Below are 18,737 nucleotides of genomic sequence, written 5' to 3'. Positions count from 1 at the left end.
GCCTGAACTGTGAGCAGATGTTCAGGAGCCCCACCATGGCCCAGGTCCGACAGTTCCCCGATCCCAGGGTTGCCGCGATCCTGCCAGGGGGCCTCCAGCAGGCACGCCCCTGGATGGTGCGTTACCGGGGCTTCGTGCTGCTGCCCCAGCCGGATCTCACCTGGCTGGTGCGTCCGGAGCGCAGCCCGATGGGCGTGCTGCCGTTCCGCACCCCAGCCAGCTCGCTCGATGATGTGAAAGCTCTGGTGGACTGGCGACTCAATCAGGCCGCCTGAGGTGGCGTGGGGGTTGGCGCCGATTGAAACGGCAACACCAAGGTGACCCAGCGGTCGGGGCGCTCTGGCCTGGCCCGCCTGGCCCGGCGAACCCCGAACGGCACCCGCACCACATTGGTTCCATCGATGCGCAGGGTTTCACCACGGGAATGGGAGTGGGCCAGCGAACCGCTGACCGGAGGCAACTCGGGTGAGCGCCGACCACTGGCTCCAGGCCCGGGGTTCTCTCCGATCGTGAGGCCCTTCAGGCTGAGGGGCTGCCGCCCAGGGCGATCCTGGGGGGATGGGGTTGCGGACGTGCCGTCGTTGTCGTTCATGACCCCGGAGAGGAGATGCAGCCGGAAAGGGAACGCCATATCTTTCCCATTCCTTGATGCCGCGAATGTAACGCGCTTTGCCGCCCAGGCATAGGCCTCTGCTGCTGGTATCCATTCCGGCTGGAAAAGGAACCCACGGATACCGACCGTTGCAGGCTAGGCAGGGGTCGGGATCGCCAGCTCTTCGACCGAAGGGCAGGTGCAGACCAGGTTGCGATCGCCATAGGCATTGTCGATTCGGGCCACAGCCGGCCAGAACTTGTTGTTCCGCTGGCCATCGCCGGCCGGGAAGGCCGCCTGAGCGCGGCTGTAGGGCCGCCCCCAGACATCGGCGGTGACCGCCGCCAGGGTGTGCGGCGCCCGACGCAGGGGGTTGTCGTGCGGGTCGGCCACACCTGATTCGATCGCGGCCGCCTCGCCACGGATCGCCACCATGGCCGAGCAAAATCGCTCGATTTCCTGCAGGGACTCGCTTTCCGTGGGTTCCACCATCACCGTGCCGGCCACAGGCCAGCTCACGGTCGGAGCGTGAAAGCCGTAGTCCATCAGTCGTTTGGCCAGGTCGTCCACCTCCAGCCCGGCGCTGCGCTTGAGCGGACGCAGATCCAGGATGCATTCGTGGGCCACCCGCCCACCGGCACCGCGAAACAGCACCGGGTAGTGGGGCTCCAGGCGCTTGGCGATCAGGTTGGCGGCGAGCAGGGCCACGGCGCTGGCCTGGCGCAGGCCAGCGCCACCCATCATCCGCACATACATCCAACTGATCGGCAGGATGCCGGCGCTGCCCCAGGGGGAGGCGGAGACGGGCCCGATCGCCAGACCTCCAGACCCCTCAGCACCCGGCTGGTTGTGGGGATGGCCGGGCAGGAAGGGCACCAGATGGGCCGCCACGCCGATCGGCCCCACCCCGGGCCCGCCGCCGCCATGGGGAATGCAGAAGGTCTTGTGGAGGTTGAGATGGCAGACATCGGCGCCGAACAGGCCAGGCTTGGCGAGTCCCACCTGGGCGTTGAGGTTGGCGCCATCGAGATACACCTGACCGCCGTGGCGGTGCACCGCGTCGCAGAGGCGGCGGATGCCGGTTTCAAACACCCCATGGGTGGAGGGGTAGGTCACCATCACGGCCGCCAGCGCAGCCGCATGGAGCTGGGCCTTGGTCTCCAGGTCGACCAGATCGATGTTGCCCTCGGCATCACAGGACACCGGCACCACCTTGAGGCCGGCCATCACGGCACTGGCCGGGTTGGTGCCGTGGGCGCTGGTGGGAATCAGGCAGATATCGCGGTGGCCTTCGCCGCGGCTGTGGTGCCAGGCCCGGATCACCAGCAGGCCGGCGTATTCCCCCTGGGAGCCGGCATTGGGCTGGAGCGACACCCCGGCAAACCCGGTGCAGGCGGCCAGCCAGCCCTCGAGGTCGGCCACCAGTTTCTGGTAACCGCGGGTCTGGGAAGCGGGGGCGAAGGGGTGCAGCTGGGCAAATTCCGGCCAGCTCACCGGGGCCAGCTCGGCGGCGGCGTTGAGCTTCATCGTGCAGCTTCCCAGCGGAATCATGCCGTGCACCAGGGAGAGGTCCTTCGAGACCAGTCGCTGGATGTAACGGAGCAGTTCGGTTTCGCTGCGGTGACGGTGGAACACCTCCTGGGCCAGCCAGGGCCGCTGACGGAGCGGGAGGCCCGTGAGCAGGTGAGACTCGAGGCCGGCGCCGGCCAGGGCGGCTCCGGCCTCCACCTCGGCGATCAGCGCTTCGGCGCCCGGGGAGCCTTCGCCGCCACCGAACAGGGCCAGCAATCGATCCAGCTCCGTGGTGTCGGTGCGCTCGTCGAGGCTGATCGCCAGGCCGTCGATGGCATCGGCAGCTGGAAATGGGGAACCGGCGGCCAGCGGCCGCAGGTTGAAGCCGGCCGCTTCGGCGCGCGCGAGCAACGCTGCCGCCCCGGGGCTGCGCAGGCAGAGGGTGTCAAAACCAGGGCCGCTCTCGACGGCATAGCCCAGCCGCTCCAGGCCCAGAGCGAGGGCGGCCCTCTGGAGCAGCACCTGCCGGGCAATCGCCGCCAGGCCATCGGGACCATGGTGCACGGCGTAAAAACTGGCCATCACCGCCAGCAGCACCTGGGCGGTGCAGATGTTGCTGGTGGCCTTGTCACGGCGGATGTGCTGCTCGCGGGTCTGCAGGGCGAGCCGCAGGGCAGGGTTTCCCTCGGCATCCACCGACTGGCCGACCAGCCGACCGGGGATCTGGCGTTGATGGGCCGCCGTGGTCGCGAAGAACGCGGCATGGGGACCGCCGCAGCCGAGCGGTACGCCGAAACGCTGGCTGCTGCCCACAGCGATGTCGGCGCCGAGGTGGCCGACCGGCTCCAGCAGCACCTGGGCGAGGGGGTCGATGGCCACTGTGACCAGGGCCCCGGAGGCATGGGCGGCGGCGATCAGGTCGCGGGGATCCCAGAGCCGGCCGCCGCTGCCGGGCAGTTGGAGCAGAACCCCGAAAACATCATCCGGAGCGCTGGCCGCAGCGCGCCCCTCCAGCGGATGATCGGCAGGATCGATCAACTCGATCACGATTCCCAGTGGTTCGGCCCGGGTCTGGAGCACGGCCAGGGTCTGGGGGAAAACCGCCGCATCAACAAGGAAGCGGGAGGCGTTGGCCCGCTTGCAGGCACCGAAGCTGAGGGCCATCGCCTCGGCGGCGGCCGTGGCCTCATCCAGCAGGGAGGCGTTGGCGATCGGCAGACCGGTGAGTTCGCTGATCAGGGTCTGGAAATTGAGCAGGGCCTCCAGCCGTCCCTGGGCGATCTCGGCCTGATAGGGGGTATAGGCGGTGTACCAGCAGGGATTCTCCAGCACATGACGCTGGATCACCGCCGGGGTGGCCGTGCCGTAGTAGCCAAGGCCGATCAGGCTGCGGAGCACCTGGTTGGCGGCAGCGATGGCCCTGAGTTCATCAAGGGCCTGGGCTTCGCCGACACCCGCTGGCAGATCGTCCAACGCCGCTGAGACCGGCAGGAGGATGTCCGGGGGCACCACCTCCGCCACGAAGCTCTCGAGGTCGTCGCAGCCGAGTTCCTCGAGCATGCGGGCCTGCTCCTCCGTCGACGGGCCGATGTGGCGCTGCAGGAAAGGGGAAACCTCTCCGCCGCCGCCGACAGCAGCGGTCGGGACCTGCGGAGCTGCCGGGGAGGCGGAACGGCCGGTCGCCATGGCTGCGGGAGCTGAGGTCATGGCAGAGCGGCCAATGGGAATGGGGCCGACTTTAAGGAGATTGAGCCGGCTGGCCGGGCGTGATCGTGACCATCACGGGGATTCACCCACAATCACCAGTCAGACGGTCAGCTCCCTTCCACCTTGGAGCGGTAGCTGGCGGCATCCAGCAGGTCATCGAGCTCGGCGGCTGTGTTCGGACGGATCAGCAGCAGCCAGCCCTCACCGAAGGGATCGCTCTGGATGTCCTCCGGGCTGGAGAGCACCGCCTCATTGCGCACCTCCACCGTGCCGCTGATCGGCGCGTACACATCTTCGACCGCCTTGACCGACTCGACCGAGCCGAAGCTGGCGCCTCGCTCCAGGCTGGCACCCACCTCCGGCAGCTCCACGAAGACGATGTCTCCCATCTGCTGCACAGCGAAGGCGCTGATCCCCACCCGCACCAGATCGCCTTCCAGGCGGGCGTATTCATGGCTGTCGGCATAGCGGCAGTCGTCGGGGTAGCTGAGCGCCATCGATGGCTGAAGCGTGGAGCCCCCACTCTGACTGAGAACCCAGGGTCCTGGATGGGCCGATCAGATTTATGGCTGATCCAGCAACTGTCCGGCCGCCTCCAGGCCGATCAGGGCCTGCTCCAGCGCCAGTTCGGCATGGCAATGGTGCGTGCCGCCCTGGCTGAACAGCACGTAAGGCGGCCGCAGGGGGCCATCAGCGGAGAACTCGCTGGTGCTGCCGTCGATGAAGGTGCCGCCGGCCATCACCAGGGCACTGCCGTAGCCAGGCATCGGAGCGGGGACAGGATCGAGGTAGGCGCCCACCGGCGAGCAGGCCTGGAAGGCTCGGCAGACCGTCTGCAGCGGTGCTGCCGAGCCGAATCGCACCGCCTGGATCACGTCGCTGCGCTCCCCTCCCGGCAACGGCAGCACCCCATAACCCAGCCCGTCGAACACCGCTGCCACCAGCTCGGCGCTGATCAGGGCCTCCGCCACCATCTGGGGAGCCAGGAACAGGCCCTGGAACAAAAGGCGGTACAGATCGAAGCCGGTGCCGCCCTCGCTGCCGATCCCCGGTGCGGTCAGACGACAACAGGCCTGCTCCACCAGATCAGCGCGGCCGGCCAGATAGCCGCCGGTGGGGGCGATCGTGCCACCGGGGTTCTTGATCAGGGAACCGGCGATCAGATCGGCTCCCACCGCCGGCGGCTCGGAGGCCTCAACGAACTCCCCGTAGCAGTTGTCAACGAAACAGACGCAGTCAGGTTGCAGCCGCTTGACCCGCTCGATCAACGCACCGATCGCCGCCACCGGCAGCGAGGGGCGCCAGCTGTAGCCACAACTGCGCTGAATCAGCACCATCCGGGTCGGAGGCGAGAGGGCATCGGCCAGGCCGTCGCTGTCCACCCGTCCGGCCGGATCGAGGGGCAATTCGGCGTAGCGGATGCCGAACTCGGCCAGGGAGCCCTGGCCACTGCCGCGCAGGCCGATCACCTCCTCCAGGGTGTCGTAGGGACGACCGGTGAGGGCCAGCAAACGATCACCGGGACGCAGCACCCCGAACAGGGCGGCGGCGATGGCGTGGGTTCCACTGACGAACTGCAGCCGCACAGCTGCGGCCTCGGCCCCGAGCACCCGGGCGTAGACCCGATCCAGCACGGCGCGACCCAGATCGCCGTGGCCGTAGCCGCTCACCGAAGCGAAATGATGGGGGCCCAGCCGCTCGGCGCTGAACGCCTCCAGGACCCTGGCGAGCCCTCCCCTCACCGCTGCGGTGTGGCGGGCCGCCATCGGCCCGATCCGTTCGCCGGCGGCGGCCACCCGCTCAGCCGCCCAGGCGGCGCCAGGGCCCTGCAACCCATTGCTGTCCTGCCCTGACATGGCCGATCACAACCCCTTCTGGCCATCGTGCCTGCCCCCCCGCCCTCACCGCTAGATTTCAAACCGTTCGATCGGCGACACCCCGCCGATTCCCCAGGTTCCGGTGATCAGCTCCGCCCCCATGGGGCTCCATGCGGCGGGCCAGGCCTGCTGGTGGCGAGGGGGTGACTTCCAGCCTGCCCACCATCGCGAGAGTTGATTTGGTCGCCGCCTCAGACACCGCCAAGGCCCCTTTGCAGCCGGGAAACTCCCCTTCCCTCCCCAGGCTTCACAGCCAGGGTGTGCACGCTTCCGACCACCTGGAGGAGGCCATCCGCTCCGCCGTCCGCTCCCGTCGCGCTCCGCTGCCGCCGAAGCAGCGGCCATACAAGTTCGGCACCACCGGATTCATGCTGGTGATGCATGTGGGCGCCGTGGCGGCTCTGCTCCCCCGCTTCTGGAGCTGGCAGGCGCTGGTCGTGATGGCCGTTCTCTACTGGATGACCGTTCTCGGCGTCACGCTCGGTCTGCACCGCCTGCTGGCCCACCGCAGTTTCGTGGCACCGAAATGGCTGGAGCGCACCCTGGTGCTGATGGGAAGCCTCGCCTGCCAGAGCGGCCCGATCGAGTGGGTGGGTCTGCACCGCCACCATCACAAGTATTCCGACCAGCCCAATGACCACCACGACGCCGGCCGCGGCCTCTGGTGGAGCCACAGCGATTGGATGCTGCACGACATCCCGGCGGTGCAGCAGGTGGAGCGCTTCACCGGCGACCTGCAGCGGGATTCCTTCTACCGCTGGCTGGATCGCTGGTTCCTGCTGCTGCAACTCCCCCTCGGCGCCGCGCTCTGGTGGTACGGGCAACACAGTGGCGTGCCTGGTGGTGGCCTCGGCCTCGTGCTCTGGGCCATCCCCCTTCGCCTGGTGGTCGTCTATCACGTCACCTGGCTGGTGAACAGCGCCACCCACGCCTTCGGCTACCGCAACTTCGACAGCCCCGATCTGTCGCGCAACTGCTGGTGGGTGGCGATCCTCTCGTTCGGCGAGGGCTGGCACAACAACCACCACGCCCACCCCTCCAGCGCCCGCCATGGCCTGCGCTGGTTCGAATTCGACATCACCTGGCAGCACATCCGACTGCTGCAGTGGCTCGGCCTGGCCCGTCGCGTGCGGGTGGCCCGTTACGAACCTGCCGTTTCCGCCGCCGCCAGTTCCTGACGGATCGCCGCCGCCAGTTCGAGGTTGCCCGTCTGCTGTTGCAGGCGGGCTTTTCTGCGCAGCGCTTCAAGGAACTGATCAGCACTGAGTTCCGGCTCACTGGCCACCCCTAGAGCCACCACGGTGCGATGCAGATCCAGCAGTTCCCCATCGAGTTCACTGGAGCTGTAGTCACGCTGGCCCGCCATCACGGCGGCAAACCGCTCCCGCCGCTGGGCTTTCTCGACCGGATAGGCCGCCAGGATCTGTTCCCGACAGCCGCGCCAGGTCCGTCCAGCGCTGAGCAACTCCGCCAGGGCAGAACTCAGGGAAGCCGCTTCCGCCTCACCGATGCGAAGGTCGAAGGCGGCCGGGGGCGGCCGCATCCCCACGAAGATCTCCAGCAGCGGTCCAGGGCCGAGCGGGATGCCGTCGTTGCCGAGCAGGGGCAGATCACCCGCCTGCAGGGCGGCCGCCAGCTCCGGTTGCGCGGCAAGCGAAGCCAGGCGAGTGGGGTCGGGATCGGCCAGCCACTGGTTGATGCGCCCAAGGGCGAGGAACACCTCCGGGCCGGGAGCGGCGAGCTTGCGGTTGCGCAGCATCGACACCTGTGAGTTATGGATGCGGCCAAAATCGAGCACAGTTGCCAGACCGGGGAGAATGCGGTGGGACCAGCCGTTGCGCTCGTGCCAGACCTTGATCAGGTGCCCGAACGCTTCACGGCCCGATGCGATTTCTTCCTGATATCCCACGCGATACGGATTCTTACTGATACCATTCTAAATGACTGTTCCGGAACCTGTCCCCATGACGCTCACCCCCCTTCGCCCCAGGCTGGCGCCACCGCCCCTGCCCCTGGTTGCGGCGTCCGGCAGCGGCCGGGATGTGGCGATCTACATGGTGGTCCTCCACGCCCTGGCGCTGATCGCCCTGCTGCCCCAGTTCTGGAGCCTTCCAGCCGCCGCCAGTTTCCTGGTGCTCTACTGGGTCACCGCCTGCCTGGGCGTCACGATCGGCTACCACCGCCTGCTGAGCCATCGCTCCTTCCGGGTGCCCCATTGGCTGGAGCGTGTCTTCGCCACCTGTGGCGCCCTCAGCTGCCAGCACGGACCGATCGACTGGGTCGGACTGCACCGCCATCACCACAAATTCTCCGATACGGATGTTGATCACCACAACAGCCACCGCGGCTTCTGGTGGAGCCACATGGGCTGGATGCTCCACGAGATCCCCGCCATGGCGGCGGTGCCCCGGCTCACCGGTGATCTGTATCGCGACCCCTATTACCGCTGGTTGAACAGAAACTTTCTGCTGCTGCAACTCCCCCTGGCTGTTCTGCTGTTCGGGATCGGCACGGTCACCGGCGCCGGGGGCTGGGCCCTGGTGCTGTGGGGCATCCCCCTGCGCCTGGTGGTGGTCTACCAGTGCACCTGGCTGGTGAACAGCGCCACCCACCGCTGGGGCCAGGTCAGCCATGACAGCGGCGACTGCTCCCGCAACAACCCCTGGGTGGCGGCCCTCACCTTCGGCGAGGGCTGGCACAACAACCACCACGCCTTCCCCCATTCGGCCCGCCATGGGCTTGAGCCCGGCCAGATCGATCTCACCTGGCAGCACATCCGGCTGCTGAAGGGCCTGGGCCTGGCCACCGCCGTGCGCTTGCCGGGGAGTCAACAACCCGTGGCCTAGGCTGATCGATCGTCACAGGCTCCGCTCGCTTGAGCCTGTTCCCCTCTCACCGTTCCGCATCTCCCATGGCCAAACGCGTCTCCGTCGTCCTCAGCGAGGACGTTGTCAGCCTCGGCAAGAACGGTGAACTGGTGGAGGTGGCACCGGGTTATGCCCGCAACTTCCTGCTGCCCCAGGGCAAGGCCGTGCCGGTGACCCCGGCGGTGCTGCGGCAGGTGGAGCACCGTCAGGCCAAGGAGGCCGAGAAGCAGGCCGCCCTCAAGGCGGAGGCGGAAGCCTTCCGCACGGCCCTGGTCACGATCGGCCGCTTCACCGTCAAGAAGCAGACCGGCGGCGACGACGTGCTGTTCGGAACCGTCACCAACGGCGATGTGGCCGAAGCGATCGAAGCGGCCACCAAGAAGGAACTCGACCGCCGCGACATCCTGGTGCCCGAAATCCATCGCACCGGCACGTACAAAGTGCAGGTGAAGCTTCATCCCGAGGTGGTGGCCGAGATCAACCTGGAAGTGGCCAGCCACTGAAGAAGCTGCCTGGCCGATCGGTTCGCTCCATCCTCGCCTGATCCCGGCTTTGGCATGGATCACCACATGCCCGCTGGATCGGTGGACCTAGCCTGACGCCATGGTGAGCCTCCCCCTGCCAACCCCAGATGGCGCCGGCTCGGAACCTGGCCCCGCCCTGGCTCCCGTCAACCGGCGGCGGGGGCGCGACCAGGCCGAGGCCCACTTCGAGGCCCTGCCTGATCAGGTGCCGCCCCAGAACCTGGAGGCGGAGGAGGCCGTGCTGGGCGGCATCCTGCTCGATCCCGACGCCCTCGGCCGCATTGCCGATCTGCTGCGGCCGGAAGCCTTCTACCTGAGCGCCCACCGGGAGATCTACCGCACCGCCCTGATGCTGCACAGCCAGGGCAAGCCCACCGATCTCACCGCCATGGCCGCCTGGCTGGCCGACACGGGCCAGCTGGAGAAGGTGGGCGGCAGCAACCGGCTGGTGGAGCTGGTCGAGCGCACGCTCAGCACCGCCTCGATCGACCAGGTGGCCCGCCTGGTGATGGACAAATACCTGCGGCGTCAGCTGATCCGCTCAGGCAACGAGGTGATCCGGCTCGGCTTCGATCAGGCCAAGCCGATGGATCAGGTGCTCGATGAGGCGGAGCAGCAGATCTTCGCGATCAGCCAGGAGAAGCCCTCGGTGGGGCTCACCCCCACCGCCGAGATCCTCACCAGCACCTTCAACGAGATCGAGAGCCGGTCTCTAGGCACCTCGGTGGCCGGCATCCCGGTGAACTTCTACGACCTCGACGCGATCACCCAGGGGCTGCAGCGCAGCGACCTGATCATCGTGGCGGGCCGGCCGGCGATGGGCAAAACCTCGATCGTGCTCAACATCGCCAAGAACGTGGCCCAGCTCCACCAGTTGCCGGTGTGCGTGTTCTCCCTGGAGATGAGCAAGGCGCAGCTCACCTACCGGCTGCTGTCGATGGAGGTTGGGATCGAAAGCGGCCGGCTGCGCACCGGCCGGCTGCAGCAGGAGGAATGGCCGCTGCTCGGCCAGGGCATCAACACCCTCGGCCAGCTGCCCCTGTTCATCGACGACAAGCCCAATGCCGGCGTGCTGGAGATGCGCTCGCTCTGCCGCCGGCTGATGGCCGAGCAGGGCAAGGAGCTGGGCCTGATCGTGATTGATTATCTGCAGCTGATGGAGGGCACCACCCCCGACAACCGGGTGCAGGAGCTCTCCCGCATCACCCGCGGCCTCAAGGGGATGGCCCGTGAACTCAACGTGCCGGTAATCGCCCTTTCCCAGCTCAGCCGCGGCGTGGAGAGCCGCACCAACAAGCGGCCGATGCTCAGCGATCTGCGGGAATCGGGCTCGATCGAGCAGGACGCCGACCTGGTGCTGATGATCTACCGCGACGAGTACTACAACCCGGAAACGGCCGACCGGGGCATCACCGAAGTGATCGTCACCAAGCACCGCAACGGCCCGGTGGGCACGGTGAAGCTGCTGTTCGAGCCCCAGTTCACCCGCTTCCGCAATCTGGCGAGCCCATCCGGCGGCTGAGCCACTTCGCCGGACACTGGCCCAGAGTGAGAGGTCTTCGCGATCCCCGGCCCCTCCGGCGGTCTGGGCCCTCCGGTTGATGCGCGTCCTGTTCGTTCACCAGAATTTCCCCGGCCAGTTCCGCCATCTCGCCGCCGCCCTGGCGGCCGATCCGGCCTATCAGCTGGTGGCGATCGGCGAAGCCGCCAACTTGAAACGCCAGGGGCCGTGCCATCCGGCGATTCGGCGGCTGGGCTACAGCCTTGAAGGCCAGCGGGTGAGCACCACCAACCCCTGGCTCAAGGATGTGGAGGCGGCCGTGATCCGCGGCCAGGTGGTATCGAAGATCGCCCGGCAGTTGGCGGCGGGTGGCTTCTGCCCCGACCTGATCGTGGGCCATCCCGGCTGGGGAGAAACCCTGTTTCTGCGTGACGTGTTTCCGGCGGCGCGCCTGGTGTCGTACTGCGAGTTTTTCTACCGGGCGGAGGGCGCGGATGTGGGCTTCGATCCCGAGTTTCCCGCCCGAGCCGACGACATCGGCCGCATCCGCGCGCGCAACTTCAGCCATCTCTCGGCGATCGAAGCGGCCGATCTGGGTCTCAGCCCCACCCTCTGGCAGCGCAGCCTCTATCCGGCCATCCTGCAGCCCCGGATTGAGGTGCTACACGAGGGCGTTGACACTGATCGCGTGCGGCCCGATCCTGCGGCCCGCCTGCGCATCGGCGAGCTGGAGCTGGCCCCCGGCGATCCGGTGGTCACCTATGTGTCGCGCAACCTGGAGCCCTACCGCGGCTTCCACCGGTTCATGCGTGCCCTGCCGGCAATCCAGGCCGGCCGCCCCAACGCCCAGATCGTGGTGGTGGGAGGCGATGAGGTGAGCTATGGCCGGGTGCGTGCCGACGGCCAGACCTATCGGCAGGCCCTGAGCGCCGAACTCGATGGGCAGCTCGACTGGAGCCGCCTCCACTTCCTCGGCCGCGTGCCCTACACCACCTATCTGCAGGTGCTGCAGGTTTCGGCGGTGCACGTGTATTTCACCTACCCGTTCGTGCTGTCGTGGTCGCTGCTTGAGGCGATGGCCGCCGGCTGCCTGGTGGTGGCCTCCGCCGTGGCACCGGTGCTGGAGGTGGTGGAGCACGGAGCGAACGGCTGGCTGGTGGATTTCTTCGATCCCGACCAGCTGGTGTCTCAGGTGCTCCTCGCTCTCAAGGCGCCCGCCGAGGCGGAGAGCCTGCGCCGCCAGGCCCGCGCCACGGTGCTGGAGCGCTTCGATCTGCAGCGTCACTGCCTGCCCCGGGGCCTGGAACTGCTGCGCTCAGGCGCGAGCTGAGCAGCTGCGCCGGCAGGCTGAGGGCGCCATGTCGCTGCTCTGCAGATTTTCCTGCCTGGGACCCTAGGATTGGGATTCAGCTGATGGCGGTGTTGATCAGGGCGGTCCGGGAAAGGGCGGCGAAGAACAGACCACCCCATCAGCCCTAACATCCATGGACGAGCTTCCCTTCTGGACCTGGGTCCTGGTTTTTTTCGGAATCATCCTCGGACGCTATTTCCTGGTGGCCGGAGCTTCTTACTGGCTGCTCTATGCCAGGCACCAGCCCGCCGGCTGCGCCGCCACTCCAGCGCTCGCGCCGATCTCGAACCGGGCCATCAGGGACGACATCCAGCTGTCGGTAATCTCGGCGGGGGTGTTCGCTCTGGCCACTGCCGGCGTGCTCTCATTACGCGGCCTGGGGCTCACCCGCCTCTACGAGCGGCCCGACCAGCACGGCTGGTGGTACCTGGGACTCAGCTACGCGGCCGTGCTGATTCTTCAGGACGGCTTCTTCTACGCCAGCCACCGTCTCTTCCATCACCCCGCAGTGTTCCGCTGGCTGCATGAAGGCCACCACCGCTCTCGCCAGCCCACCCCATGGACCTCCTTCGCTTTTGATCCGATCGAAGCCGTGGTGCAAGCACTTTTCCTGGTGGCAGTGGTGTTCGTGGTCCCCCTGCATACCGTCACCCTGGTCGCGGTGCTCTGCACCATGACCGTGTGGGCGGTGGTCAACCACCTGGGCCTTGACAGGCTTCCCATGGGCTTCCCCCACCACTGGCTCGCACGCTGGTTCATCGGGCCTGCCCACCATTCCCTGCATCACCGCCGCCACGTCATTCATTTCGGGCTCTATTTCACTTTCTGGGATCTGGTCTGCGGCACCCAGGATCCGTCCTATGCCAAGTCTGTTATTCCCTGACTGGCCCAGCCTGAGGAGCGGATGGCGACGGTGCAACAACCCTGCGGCCTGGCCCTCCTTGGCCGGAAGGCACGTCAAAGAATTGATTTCGAATGATTTCGTGAGTGAATGTCAAGAAAGCCATGCCTTGAATCCATTCCCCCGGATGAGACGGTGCACAAAAAACCATGCTAGATAAAGTATGGTGGCCGATGCAGCTGTATTACCATGAAGGTTGATGAAGCCATTTTAATCCGATCTGGCTTCGTCTGCCAGGCTAAATAGCCGCTCCGTTTGATTGTCTACCGATAGCAACTTTACCTATTTTACTCTTTTTCCCAGCAGCCTGAGATTGCAACCATGGCCTTCATCAACGGAACCGTCAATGCCGATGTCATCACTCCCGATGACATCACCAATGGCATCGTCGGCGGCATCCCCTCCGACCTGGCTGACCTGATCTCAGGCGCCGCAGGCAACGATCTGATTGATGGCGGTGGTGGCAACGACACCCTCAATGGGGATGGAGACAACGACACCGTGCTGGGTGGTGATGGCAACGACCTGATCGACACCAACACCTCCACGGCCGCAGGAAACGATTATCTGGTTGGTGGCGCCGGCAATGATACCCTCTTCGCCATCGGCGCAGACACCATCGATGGTGGTGCCAATGATGACCTGATCAGGGTTTGGAGCGATCAGTCCTACAACCTGCAAGGCGGCTCCGGCACCGACACGGTCTCGATCACCAGCAGTTACTGGCTGATCGGCAGCAGCTTCAATCTGGCTGACAATGGCATCGAGATCGTTCAGGGCAATGGCCTCGCGATCTATGGGGGGAGCAGCTTTGGCGCCAACAGCAACGACGCCATCAGCTTCAGCGGCATCACACTGAGCAACGTCAGCGTGATCGATGCCCAGACCGGTAATGACACCGTGGAAGGCTCCAGCGGATCCGACTTCATCCGCGGGGGTTCCGGTAATGATTCACTCTCGGGTGGTCTCGGCAACGACACCCTCCATGGAAATTTTGAGGACGACACGCTGATCGGCAGCGACGGTGACGACATCCTGGACGTTTCTGCGACCAGTCAGGGCAATGATTCGCTGATCGGCGGCATCGGTAATGACACGCTGTTCGCCTTTGGAGCCGACACTCTTGATGGGGGTGCCGATAACGATGTTCTCCAAGTCTGGAGTGACCAGTCCTATTCCCTCCAAGGAGGGACCGGCATCGACACGCTCTCCATCCAATCCAGTTTTTGGTTGACAGGAACGACCTTCAGCCAGGTGAGCAACGGCATTGAGATCATCCAGGGCAACAACTTCGGGATCTACTCCGGCAGCAGCTTTGGTGCCATCACCGCCGATGAGATCAACTACACGGGAATCACCCTCACCGGGGTGACCTTCACCGACGGCCAGGGCGGCAACGACACGATCACCGGATCCGTAGGAGACGATTTCATCCGCGGCGGAGCCGATAACGACTTATTGATCGGGGGCTTCGGCAACGACTCGATCAGCGGCAACGCTGGCAATGACACGGTACTGGGGGGGGATGGCAACGACCGGCTCGACACCACCGATGCCACCGGCAACGATTCCCTGATGGGGGGCAACGGCAATGACACGCTGTTCGCCTTCGGAGCCGACACCATCGACGGTGGTGCTGACAATGACCTGATCCAGGTATGGAGTGATCAATTCTATGGAATTCAGGGGGGTACGGGAACCAACACGGTTTCGCTGGCCTCGAATGCCTGGTTCCTGGGAACAAGCTTCAGTCTTTCAGCCAATCGCATTCAGATCGTGGAGGGCAACACCTTTGGCCTTTATGGTGGAGTTGGGTCAGGTGCCATCAGCAACGACAGCCTCAACCTTTCCGGGATCACCCTCAAGAACGTGGCCTTCATTGATGGCCAAGGGGGTAATGACAGCCTCACCGGATCCACCATTGCCGATCAATTGCGCGGTGGCGCCGATAACGACTCACTCGTTGGTGGCAATGGCAACGACACCCTCAATGGCGATGGAGGCAATGACACCATCATCGGAGGCTCGGGCAACGACATTCTTGACCTGAACACCTCAGCAGCGACTGGGAACGATTTCCTGAATGGCGGCATCGGCAACGACACCCTGTTCGCCTTCGGAGCCGACACCATCCTTGGCGATGCCGGCAACGACCTGATCCAGGTTTGGAATGATCAGGCCTATACCCTCAATGGCGGTACTAACACCGACACGGTGTCGATCGTGAGCGGTGCCTGGTGGTTCATCGGCAGCAGTTTCAGTCTGGCGGGCAACGAAATCGAAACCATCTTGGCCAACGGCCAGGAAATCTACGGCGGCTCGGGATTTGGAGCCACCACCAACGACAACCTCAACTTCACCGGTATCACGGTGACGGGCCTTGACTTTATCGACGGCCAGGGCGGCAATGACACGATTCGGGGACTGGTGGGGGCCTCACAGATTCGTGGGGGCAACGACAACGATTCGATCCTTGGCGGCCTGCTCAACGACACCATCCGTGGAGATGCTGGCAATGACATCCTAATCGGTGGTGACGGCAACGACATCCTGGATAGTGACAGCTCCAACTCCAGCGGCAACGATTCCCTGATCGGCGGCAACGGCAACGACACGCTGTTCGCCCTCGGTGGCGACACGATCCGTGGTGACGCGGGCAATGATCTGATCCAGGTCTGGAATGATCAGGCCTACAACATTCAGGGAGGTGCCGACATCGACACGGTGTCGATCGTCAGCGGTGCCTGGTGGTTCATCGGCAGCAGCTTCAGCCTGGCTGGCAATGGGATCGAAGCCATCCAGGCCAATGGTCAGGAAATCTATGGCAGCCTCGCCAACGACAACCTCAACTTCACTGGCATCACTGTGACGGGCCTTGACTTTATCGACGGCCAGGGCGGCAATGACACGATTCGGGGACTGGTGGGGGCCTCACAGATTCGTGGGGGCAACGACAACGATTCGATCCTTGGCGGCCTGCTCAACGACACCCTCACCGGTGACAATGGCAACGACATCCTGATCGGTGGAGATGGCGACGACATCCTCGACACCCAGGCCAGCTGCACTGGCAACGATTCCCTGATCGGCGGCAATGGCAACGACACGCTGTTTGCCTTCCAAGGCGACACGATTCGCGGCGATGCCGGCAATGATCTGATTCGGGTCTGGTCAGACCAGTCTTACAACATTCAGGGTGGTACCGACATCGACACGGTATCGATCGCAAATACTTCGTGGTTGATCGGAACCAGCTTCAGCTTGGCGAGCAACGGGATCGAGGCCATCTTCGCCAATGGCCAGGAGATCTACGGCGGGGCGACCTCTGGGGCCACCACCAACGACAACCTCAACTTCACCGGCATCACGGTGACAGGTCTCGACTTCATCGCAGGCCAAGGCGGCAACGACACGATCCGGGGATTGGCGGCTGCTTCAAGGATCTTCGGTGGCAACGACAACGATTCGATTCTGGGCAGCCTGCTCAACGATTCCCTCTACGGAGACAGTGGTAACGACACGCTGATTGGCGCCAGTGGTGACGACATCCTGGACAGCGACACCTCCAACGCCAGCGGCAACGATTTCCTGAATGGCGGCATCGGCAACGACACCCTGTTCGCCTTCGGAGCCGACACCATCCTCGGCGATGTCGGCAACGACCTGATCCAGGTGTGGAACGACCAGGCCTACAACCTCAATGGCGGTGCTAACACCGACACGGTGTCGATCGTGAGCGGCGCCTGGTGGTTCATCGGCAGCAGCTTCAGCCTGGCTGGCAACGGGATCGAACAAGTGCTGGCCAACGGCCAGGAGATCTACGGCGGCTCCAGCTTCGGCTCCACCACCAACGACAACCTCAACTTCACCGGCATCACGGTGACGGGTCTTGACTTCATCGATGGCCAGGGCGGTGATGATTCGATCATCGGCAGTGCCGTTGCTGACAATCTGCGGGGCTCCGGTGGCAACGACACCCTGATCGGGGGGGATGGCAACGACACCCTCATCGGTGGGGAAGGCATTGACAGCTTTGATGGCGGCGTTGGCTCGGATCTGATCGATTACAGCTTCTCGTCCACCGGTGGAGCCATCGCTCTTCCCACGGGCACCAGCTCGATCGGCGGAGTCAATGAATCGTTCACATCGATTGAGAATGTGATCGGAAGCAACGGCAACGACTCGATCACGGGTTCCGCCGACGCCAACTTCCTTGATGGACGTGGTGGCACTGACACCCTGCTTGGTCTTGGCGGCAATGACACCTTGCTCGGTGGCAACGAAGTCAACAGCCTCGATGGGGGCCTCGACATCGACACCGTTGACTTCAGTTTCCTGGGTGGTGCCAATGGAGGAGCCATCAACCTGCTCACCACCGTGGCGGTGATCACGGGCATCGGAAACACCACCGTCCTCAACTTCGAGAATGCCGTGGGTGGTGCCGGTAACGACACGATTTCCGGCACTGCCACAGCCAACCAACTCAGTGGCCTGGCAGGTAACGATTCTCTTTTCGGCGACGATGGCATCGATACCTTGCTGGGTGGTCTCGGAGCGGACACGCTCAATGGCGGGCTCGGGCTCGGGGATGTGGCGGACTACAGCTATTCGGCTGTGGGAGGGTCAATCAATCTGGCCACAGGGCTCACCGATTTCGGTGTTGGTGACCAGGACAGGCTGATTGGAATCGAGGCCGTACAGGGATCCCAGGGCCGTGACGTGATCACCGGATCCACCACTGCCAACACCCTCGATGGCGGACGCAGCAATGATTCGATTCTGGGGGGTAACGGCAACGACACCCTGCTGGGTGGTCTCGGCGCTGACACACTTGATGGCGGGGGCAACAATGATCTTCTGGTTGGTGGCAGTGGCGCCGACACCCTGACCGGCGGCAGTGGGGTGGATCAGTTCAAGTACTTCGCCTCGAACCAGGGACTTGATCTGATCACCGACTTCACCGCCGCGTCCGAACAGATCCAGGTGGACAGCGCTGGCTTTGGTGCCCTGCCGTTAGGCGCGGCAAACTTCCGCCTTGCTGCCCAGCCACTGCCCGATTCGGCAGTATTTGTCTACGACGGCGCCACTGGCATCCTCAGCTTTGATGCTGATGGCAGTGGCCTTGGGGGAGCTGTGTCGTTCGCACAACTGGCAGGGCTGCCAGCACTTACCGCCACAAACATCCAGATCATGGCCTCCTGAACCTTCGCCGCAGGTCTCTCCTAGCTTGGTGCCTGCCATGTTCCACCATTTCGCCACCTCCCCTTTCATCCGAAAACCCAGGGGAATGCTGGATCCCATCTAAAGCTCGTTCCAACGAGACCAGCTCCTTCAGCACCAAGTAAGTTTGGCCTCCAGGTCATCAGGATGCAGTTCAGCCCATCCCAACCCGTCGTCCGGTGGCCAGGCGGGAAGGCTGCCCGATTCATCTGCTGCGTTTCTGGAGGGGCTCCGCCGCACAGACATCCTCAGGCTGAATGATCGTGTAGCGATGATCGTGGCCTAGGTGGTGGCTTAGGTGGTGGTGCCCCCCGCAGCACCCCAGCAAGGACGTTGGCTTGGAAAGGGCTCAGTCGATGCTTCACCACTCTGTGCACAAACGTTGAAGGCGGAGGCCGATCTCAGTCCCCTGTTGGCGGTCTCCAGCTACCAACGTCGCGTCACCTCGGAATGTTGAGGTGGTGATCTTTACGGCGGGTTTGGCGATGTTGTTGATCCGATCAATCAGCACCAGAGCGGTCTGCATTGCTGGACATTTCAGGGAACCTCGAAATATTGCCACTTTTGAGGCAATATTGAGAAGCCGCAAGGAAATCCTCTGCACGTGCAGATGCTCCTGACGACTGGCATCAATTACTTTAAGTCGAGTCGTTTATCTCCCTGTCGAATGATCAGGAGGCCGGCG

The 18,737-nt window shown here is 64.6% G+C and carries 13 protein-coding genes; 8 read left to right on the top strand and 5 right to left on the bottom strand.

Annotated elements, in window-relative coordinates; genetic code table 11:
- Positions 1–17: 17 nt before the first annotated feature.
- Complete coding sequence (locus tag KQ307_RS08715; RefSeq protein WP_259727743.1) at positions 18–275, top strand: hypothetical protein; 258 nt, start codon at positions 18–20, stop codon at positions 273–275.
- On the opposite strand, the gene KQ307_RS14900 is transcribed toward KQ307_RS08715, so the two are convergent.
- The 4 genes from KQ307_RS14900 to KQ307_RS08695 all read right to left on the bottom strand — a co-directional run bounded on the left by KQ307_RS14900 (position 263) and on the right by KQ307_RS08695 (position 5,667).
- The gene (locus KQ307_RS14900; RefSeq protein WP_399234744.1) at positions 263–592 is read right to left on the bottom strand and encodes a hypothetical protein; all 330 of its coding nucleotides are present in this window, start codon (positions 590–592) and stop codon (positions 263–265) included. The two genes, KQ307_RS08715 and KQ307_RS14900, sit on opposite strands and share 13 nt — an antisense overlap.
- Before the next feature lie 156 nt (positions 593–748).
- A complete protein-coding gene (gene gcvP, locus KQ307_RS08705) occupies positions 749–3,664 on the bottom strand; it encodes an aminomethyl-transferring glycine dehydrogenase (protein WP_399234741.1) in 2,916 nt (971 codons plus the stop codon).
- A gap of 254 nt (positions 3,665–3,918) precedes the next feature.
- Positions 3,919–4,308, bottom strand: coding sequence for a glycine cleavage system protein GcvH (gcvH, locus tag KQ307_RS08700; protein ID WP_259727706.1), 390 nt, complete (start codon positions 4,306–4,308; stop codon positions 3,919–3,921).
- Between the two features lie 66 nt (positions 4,309–4,374).
- Entirely contained in the window at positions 4,375–5,667 is a 1,293-nt protein-coding gene (locus KQ307_RS08695; RefSeq protein ID WP_259727705.1) for a methionine gamma-lyase family protein, read from the bottom strand.
- 200 nt (positions 5,668–5,867) lie between these two features.
- On the opposite strand from KQ307_RS08695, the gene KQ307_RS08690 reads away from it, so the two are divergent.
- Complete coding sequence (locus KQ307_RS08690; RefSeq protein ID WP_399234705.1) at positions 5,868–6,866, top strand: acyl-CoA desaturase; 999 nt, start codon at positions 5,868–5,870, stop codon at positions 6,864–6,866.
- Here the strand turns inward: KQ307_RS08690 and KQ307_RS08685 are convergent.
- Entirely contained in the window at positions 6,830–7,597 is a 768-nt protein-coding gene (locus KQ307_RS08685; RefSeq protein WP_259727704.1) for a hypothetical protein, read from the bottom strand. The two genes, KQ307_RS08690 and KQ307_RS08685, sit on opposite strands and share 37 nt — an antisense overlap.
- Positions 7,598–7,742: 145 nt before the next feature.
- On the opposite strand from KQ307_RS08685, the gene KQ307_RS08680 reads away from it, so the two are divergent.
- The 6 genes from KQ307_RS08680 (at position 7,743) to KQ307_RS08655 (ending at position 18,034) form a co-directional block, all read left to right on the top strand.
- Positions 7,743–8,534 carry a fatty acid desaturase gene (locus KQ307_RS08680; protein WP_259727739.1) on the top strand — a complete coding sequence of 264 codons (792 nt, stop codon included), beginning with the start codon at positions 7,743–7,745 and terminating at the stop codon, positions 8,532–8,534.
- A 65-nt stretch (positions 8,535–8,599) separates the two neighbouring features.
- On the top strand, positions 8,600–9,058 hold the full coding sequence (rplI, locus tag KQ307_RS08675) for a 50S ribosomal protein L9 (protein ID WP_259701838.1): 459 nt from the start codon (positions 8,600–8,602) through the stop codon (positions 9,056–9,058).
- Between the two features lie 100 nt (positions 9,059–9,158).
- Positions 9,159–10,601: a replicative DNA helicase gene (gene dnaB / locus KQ307_RS08670; RefSeq protein WP_259701837.1), complete on the top strand. Its 1,443-nt coding sequence runs from the start codon at positions 9,159–9,161 to the stop codon at positions 10,599–10,601.
- Between the two features lie 79 nt (positions 10,602–10,680).
- Positions 10,681–11,910, top strand: a complete 1,230-nt coding sequence (locus KQ307_RS08665; RefSeq protein ID WP_259727703.1) for a glycosyltransferase family 4 protein — start codon at positions 10,681–10,683, stop codon at positions 11,908–11,910.
- 154 nt (positions 11,911–12,064) lie between these two features.
- A complete protein-coding gene (locus tag KQ307_RS08660; RefSeq protein WP_259727702.1) occupies positions 12,065–12,814 on the top strand; it encodes a sterol desaturase family protein in 750 nt (249 codons plus the stop codon).
- A 339-nt stretch (positions 12,815–13,153) separates the two neighbouring features.
- Complete coding sequence (locus KQ307_RS08655; protein ID WP_259727701.1) at positions 13,154–18,034, top strand: calcium-binding protein; 4,881 nt, start codon at positions 13,154–13,156, stop codon at positions 18,032–18,034.
- Positions 18,035–18,737 lie beyond the last annotated feature (703 nt).

Source organism: Synechococcus sp. CS-1326, assembly GCF_025128115.1.
Taxonomy (GTDB): domain Bacteria; phylum Cyanobacteriota; class Cyanobacteriia; order PCC-6307; family Cyanobiaceae; genus Regnicoccus.
Note: the sequence above shows the minus strand (reverse complement) of the source record. Positions and strands in the feature narration are given on the sequence as shown.

Bases quoted from the DNA above. Each gene is read 5' to 3' on its own strand.
- rplI (WP_259701838.1), top strand. From the start codon at position 8,600: ATGGCCAAACGCGTCTCCGTCGTCCTCAGCGAGGACGTTGTCAGCCTC.
- gcvP (WP_399234741.1), bottom strand. From the start codon at position 3,664: ATGCTCGAGGAACTCGGCTGCGACGACCTCGAGAGCTTCGTGGCGGAG.
- gcvH (WP_259727706.1), bottom strand. From the start codon at position 4,308: ATGGCGCTCAGCTACCCCGACGACTGCCGCTATGCCGACAGCCATGAA.
- KQ307_RS08655 (WP_259727701.1), top strand. From the start codon at position 13,154: ATGGCCTTCATCAACGGAACCGTCAATGCCGATGTCATCACTCCCGAT.
- KQ307_RS08680 (WP_259727739.1), top strand. From the start codon at position 7,743: ATGGTGGTCCTCCACGCCCTGGCGCTGATCGCCCTGCTGCCCCAGTTC.
- KQ307_RS14900 (WP_399234744.1), bottom strand. From the start codon at position 592: ATGAACGACAACGACGGCACGTCCGCAACCCCATCCCCCCAGGATCGC.
- KQ307_RS08665 (WP_259727703.1), top strand. From the start codon at position 10,681: ATGCGCGTCCTGTTCGTTCACCAGAATTTCCCCGGCCAGTTCCGCCAT.
- KQ307_RS08660 (WP_259727702.1), top strand. From the start codon at position 12,065: ATGGACGAGCTTCCCTTCTGGACCTGGGTCCTGGTTTTTTTCGGAATC.
- KQ307_RS08715 (WP_259727743.1), top strand. From the start codon at position 18: ATGTTCAGGAGCCCCACCATGGCCCAGGTCCGACAGTTCCCCGATCCC.
- dnaB (WP_259701837.1), top strand. From the start codon at position 9,159: ATGGTGAGCCTCCCCCTGCCAACCCCAGATGGCGCCGGCTCGGAACCT.
- KQ307_RS08695 (WP_259727705.1), bottom strand. From the start codon at position 5,667: ATGTCAGGGCAGGACAGCAATGGGTTGCAGGGCCCTGGCGCCGCCTGG.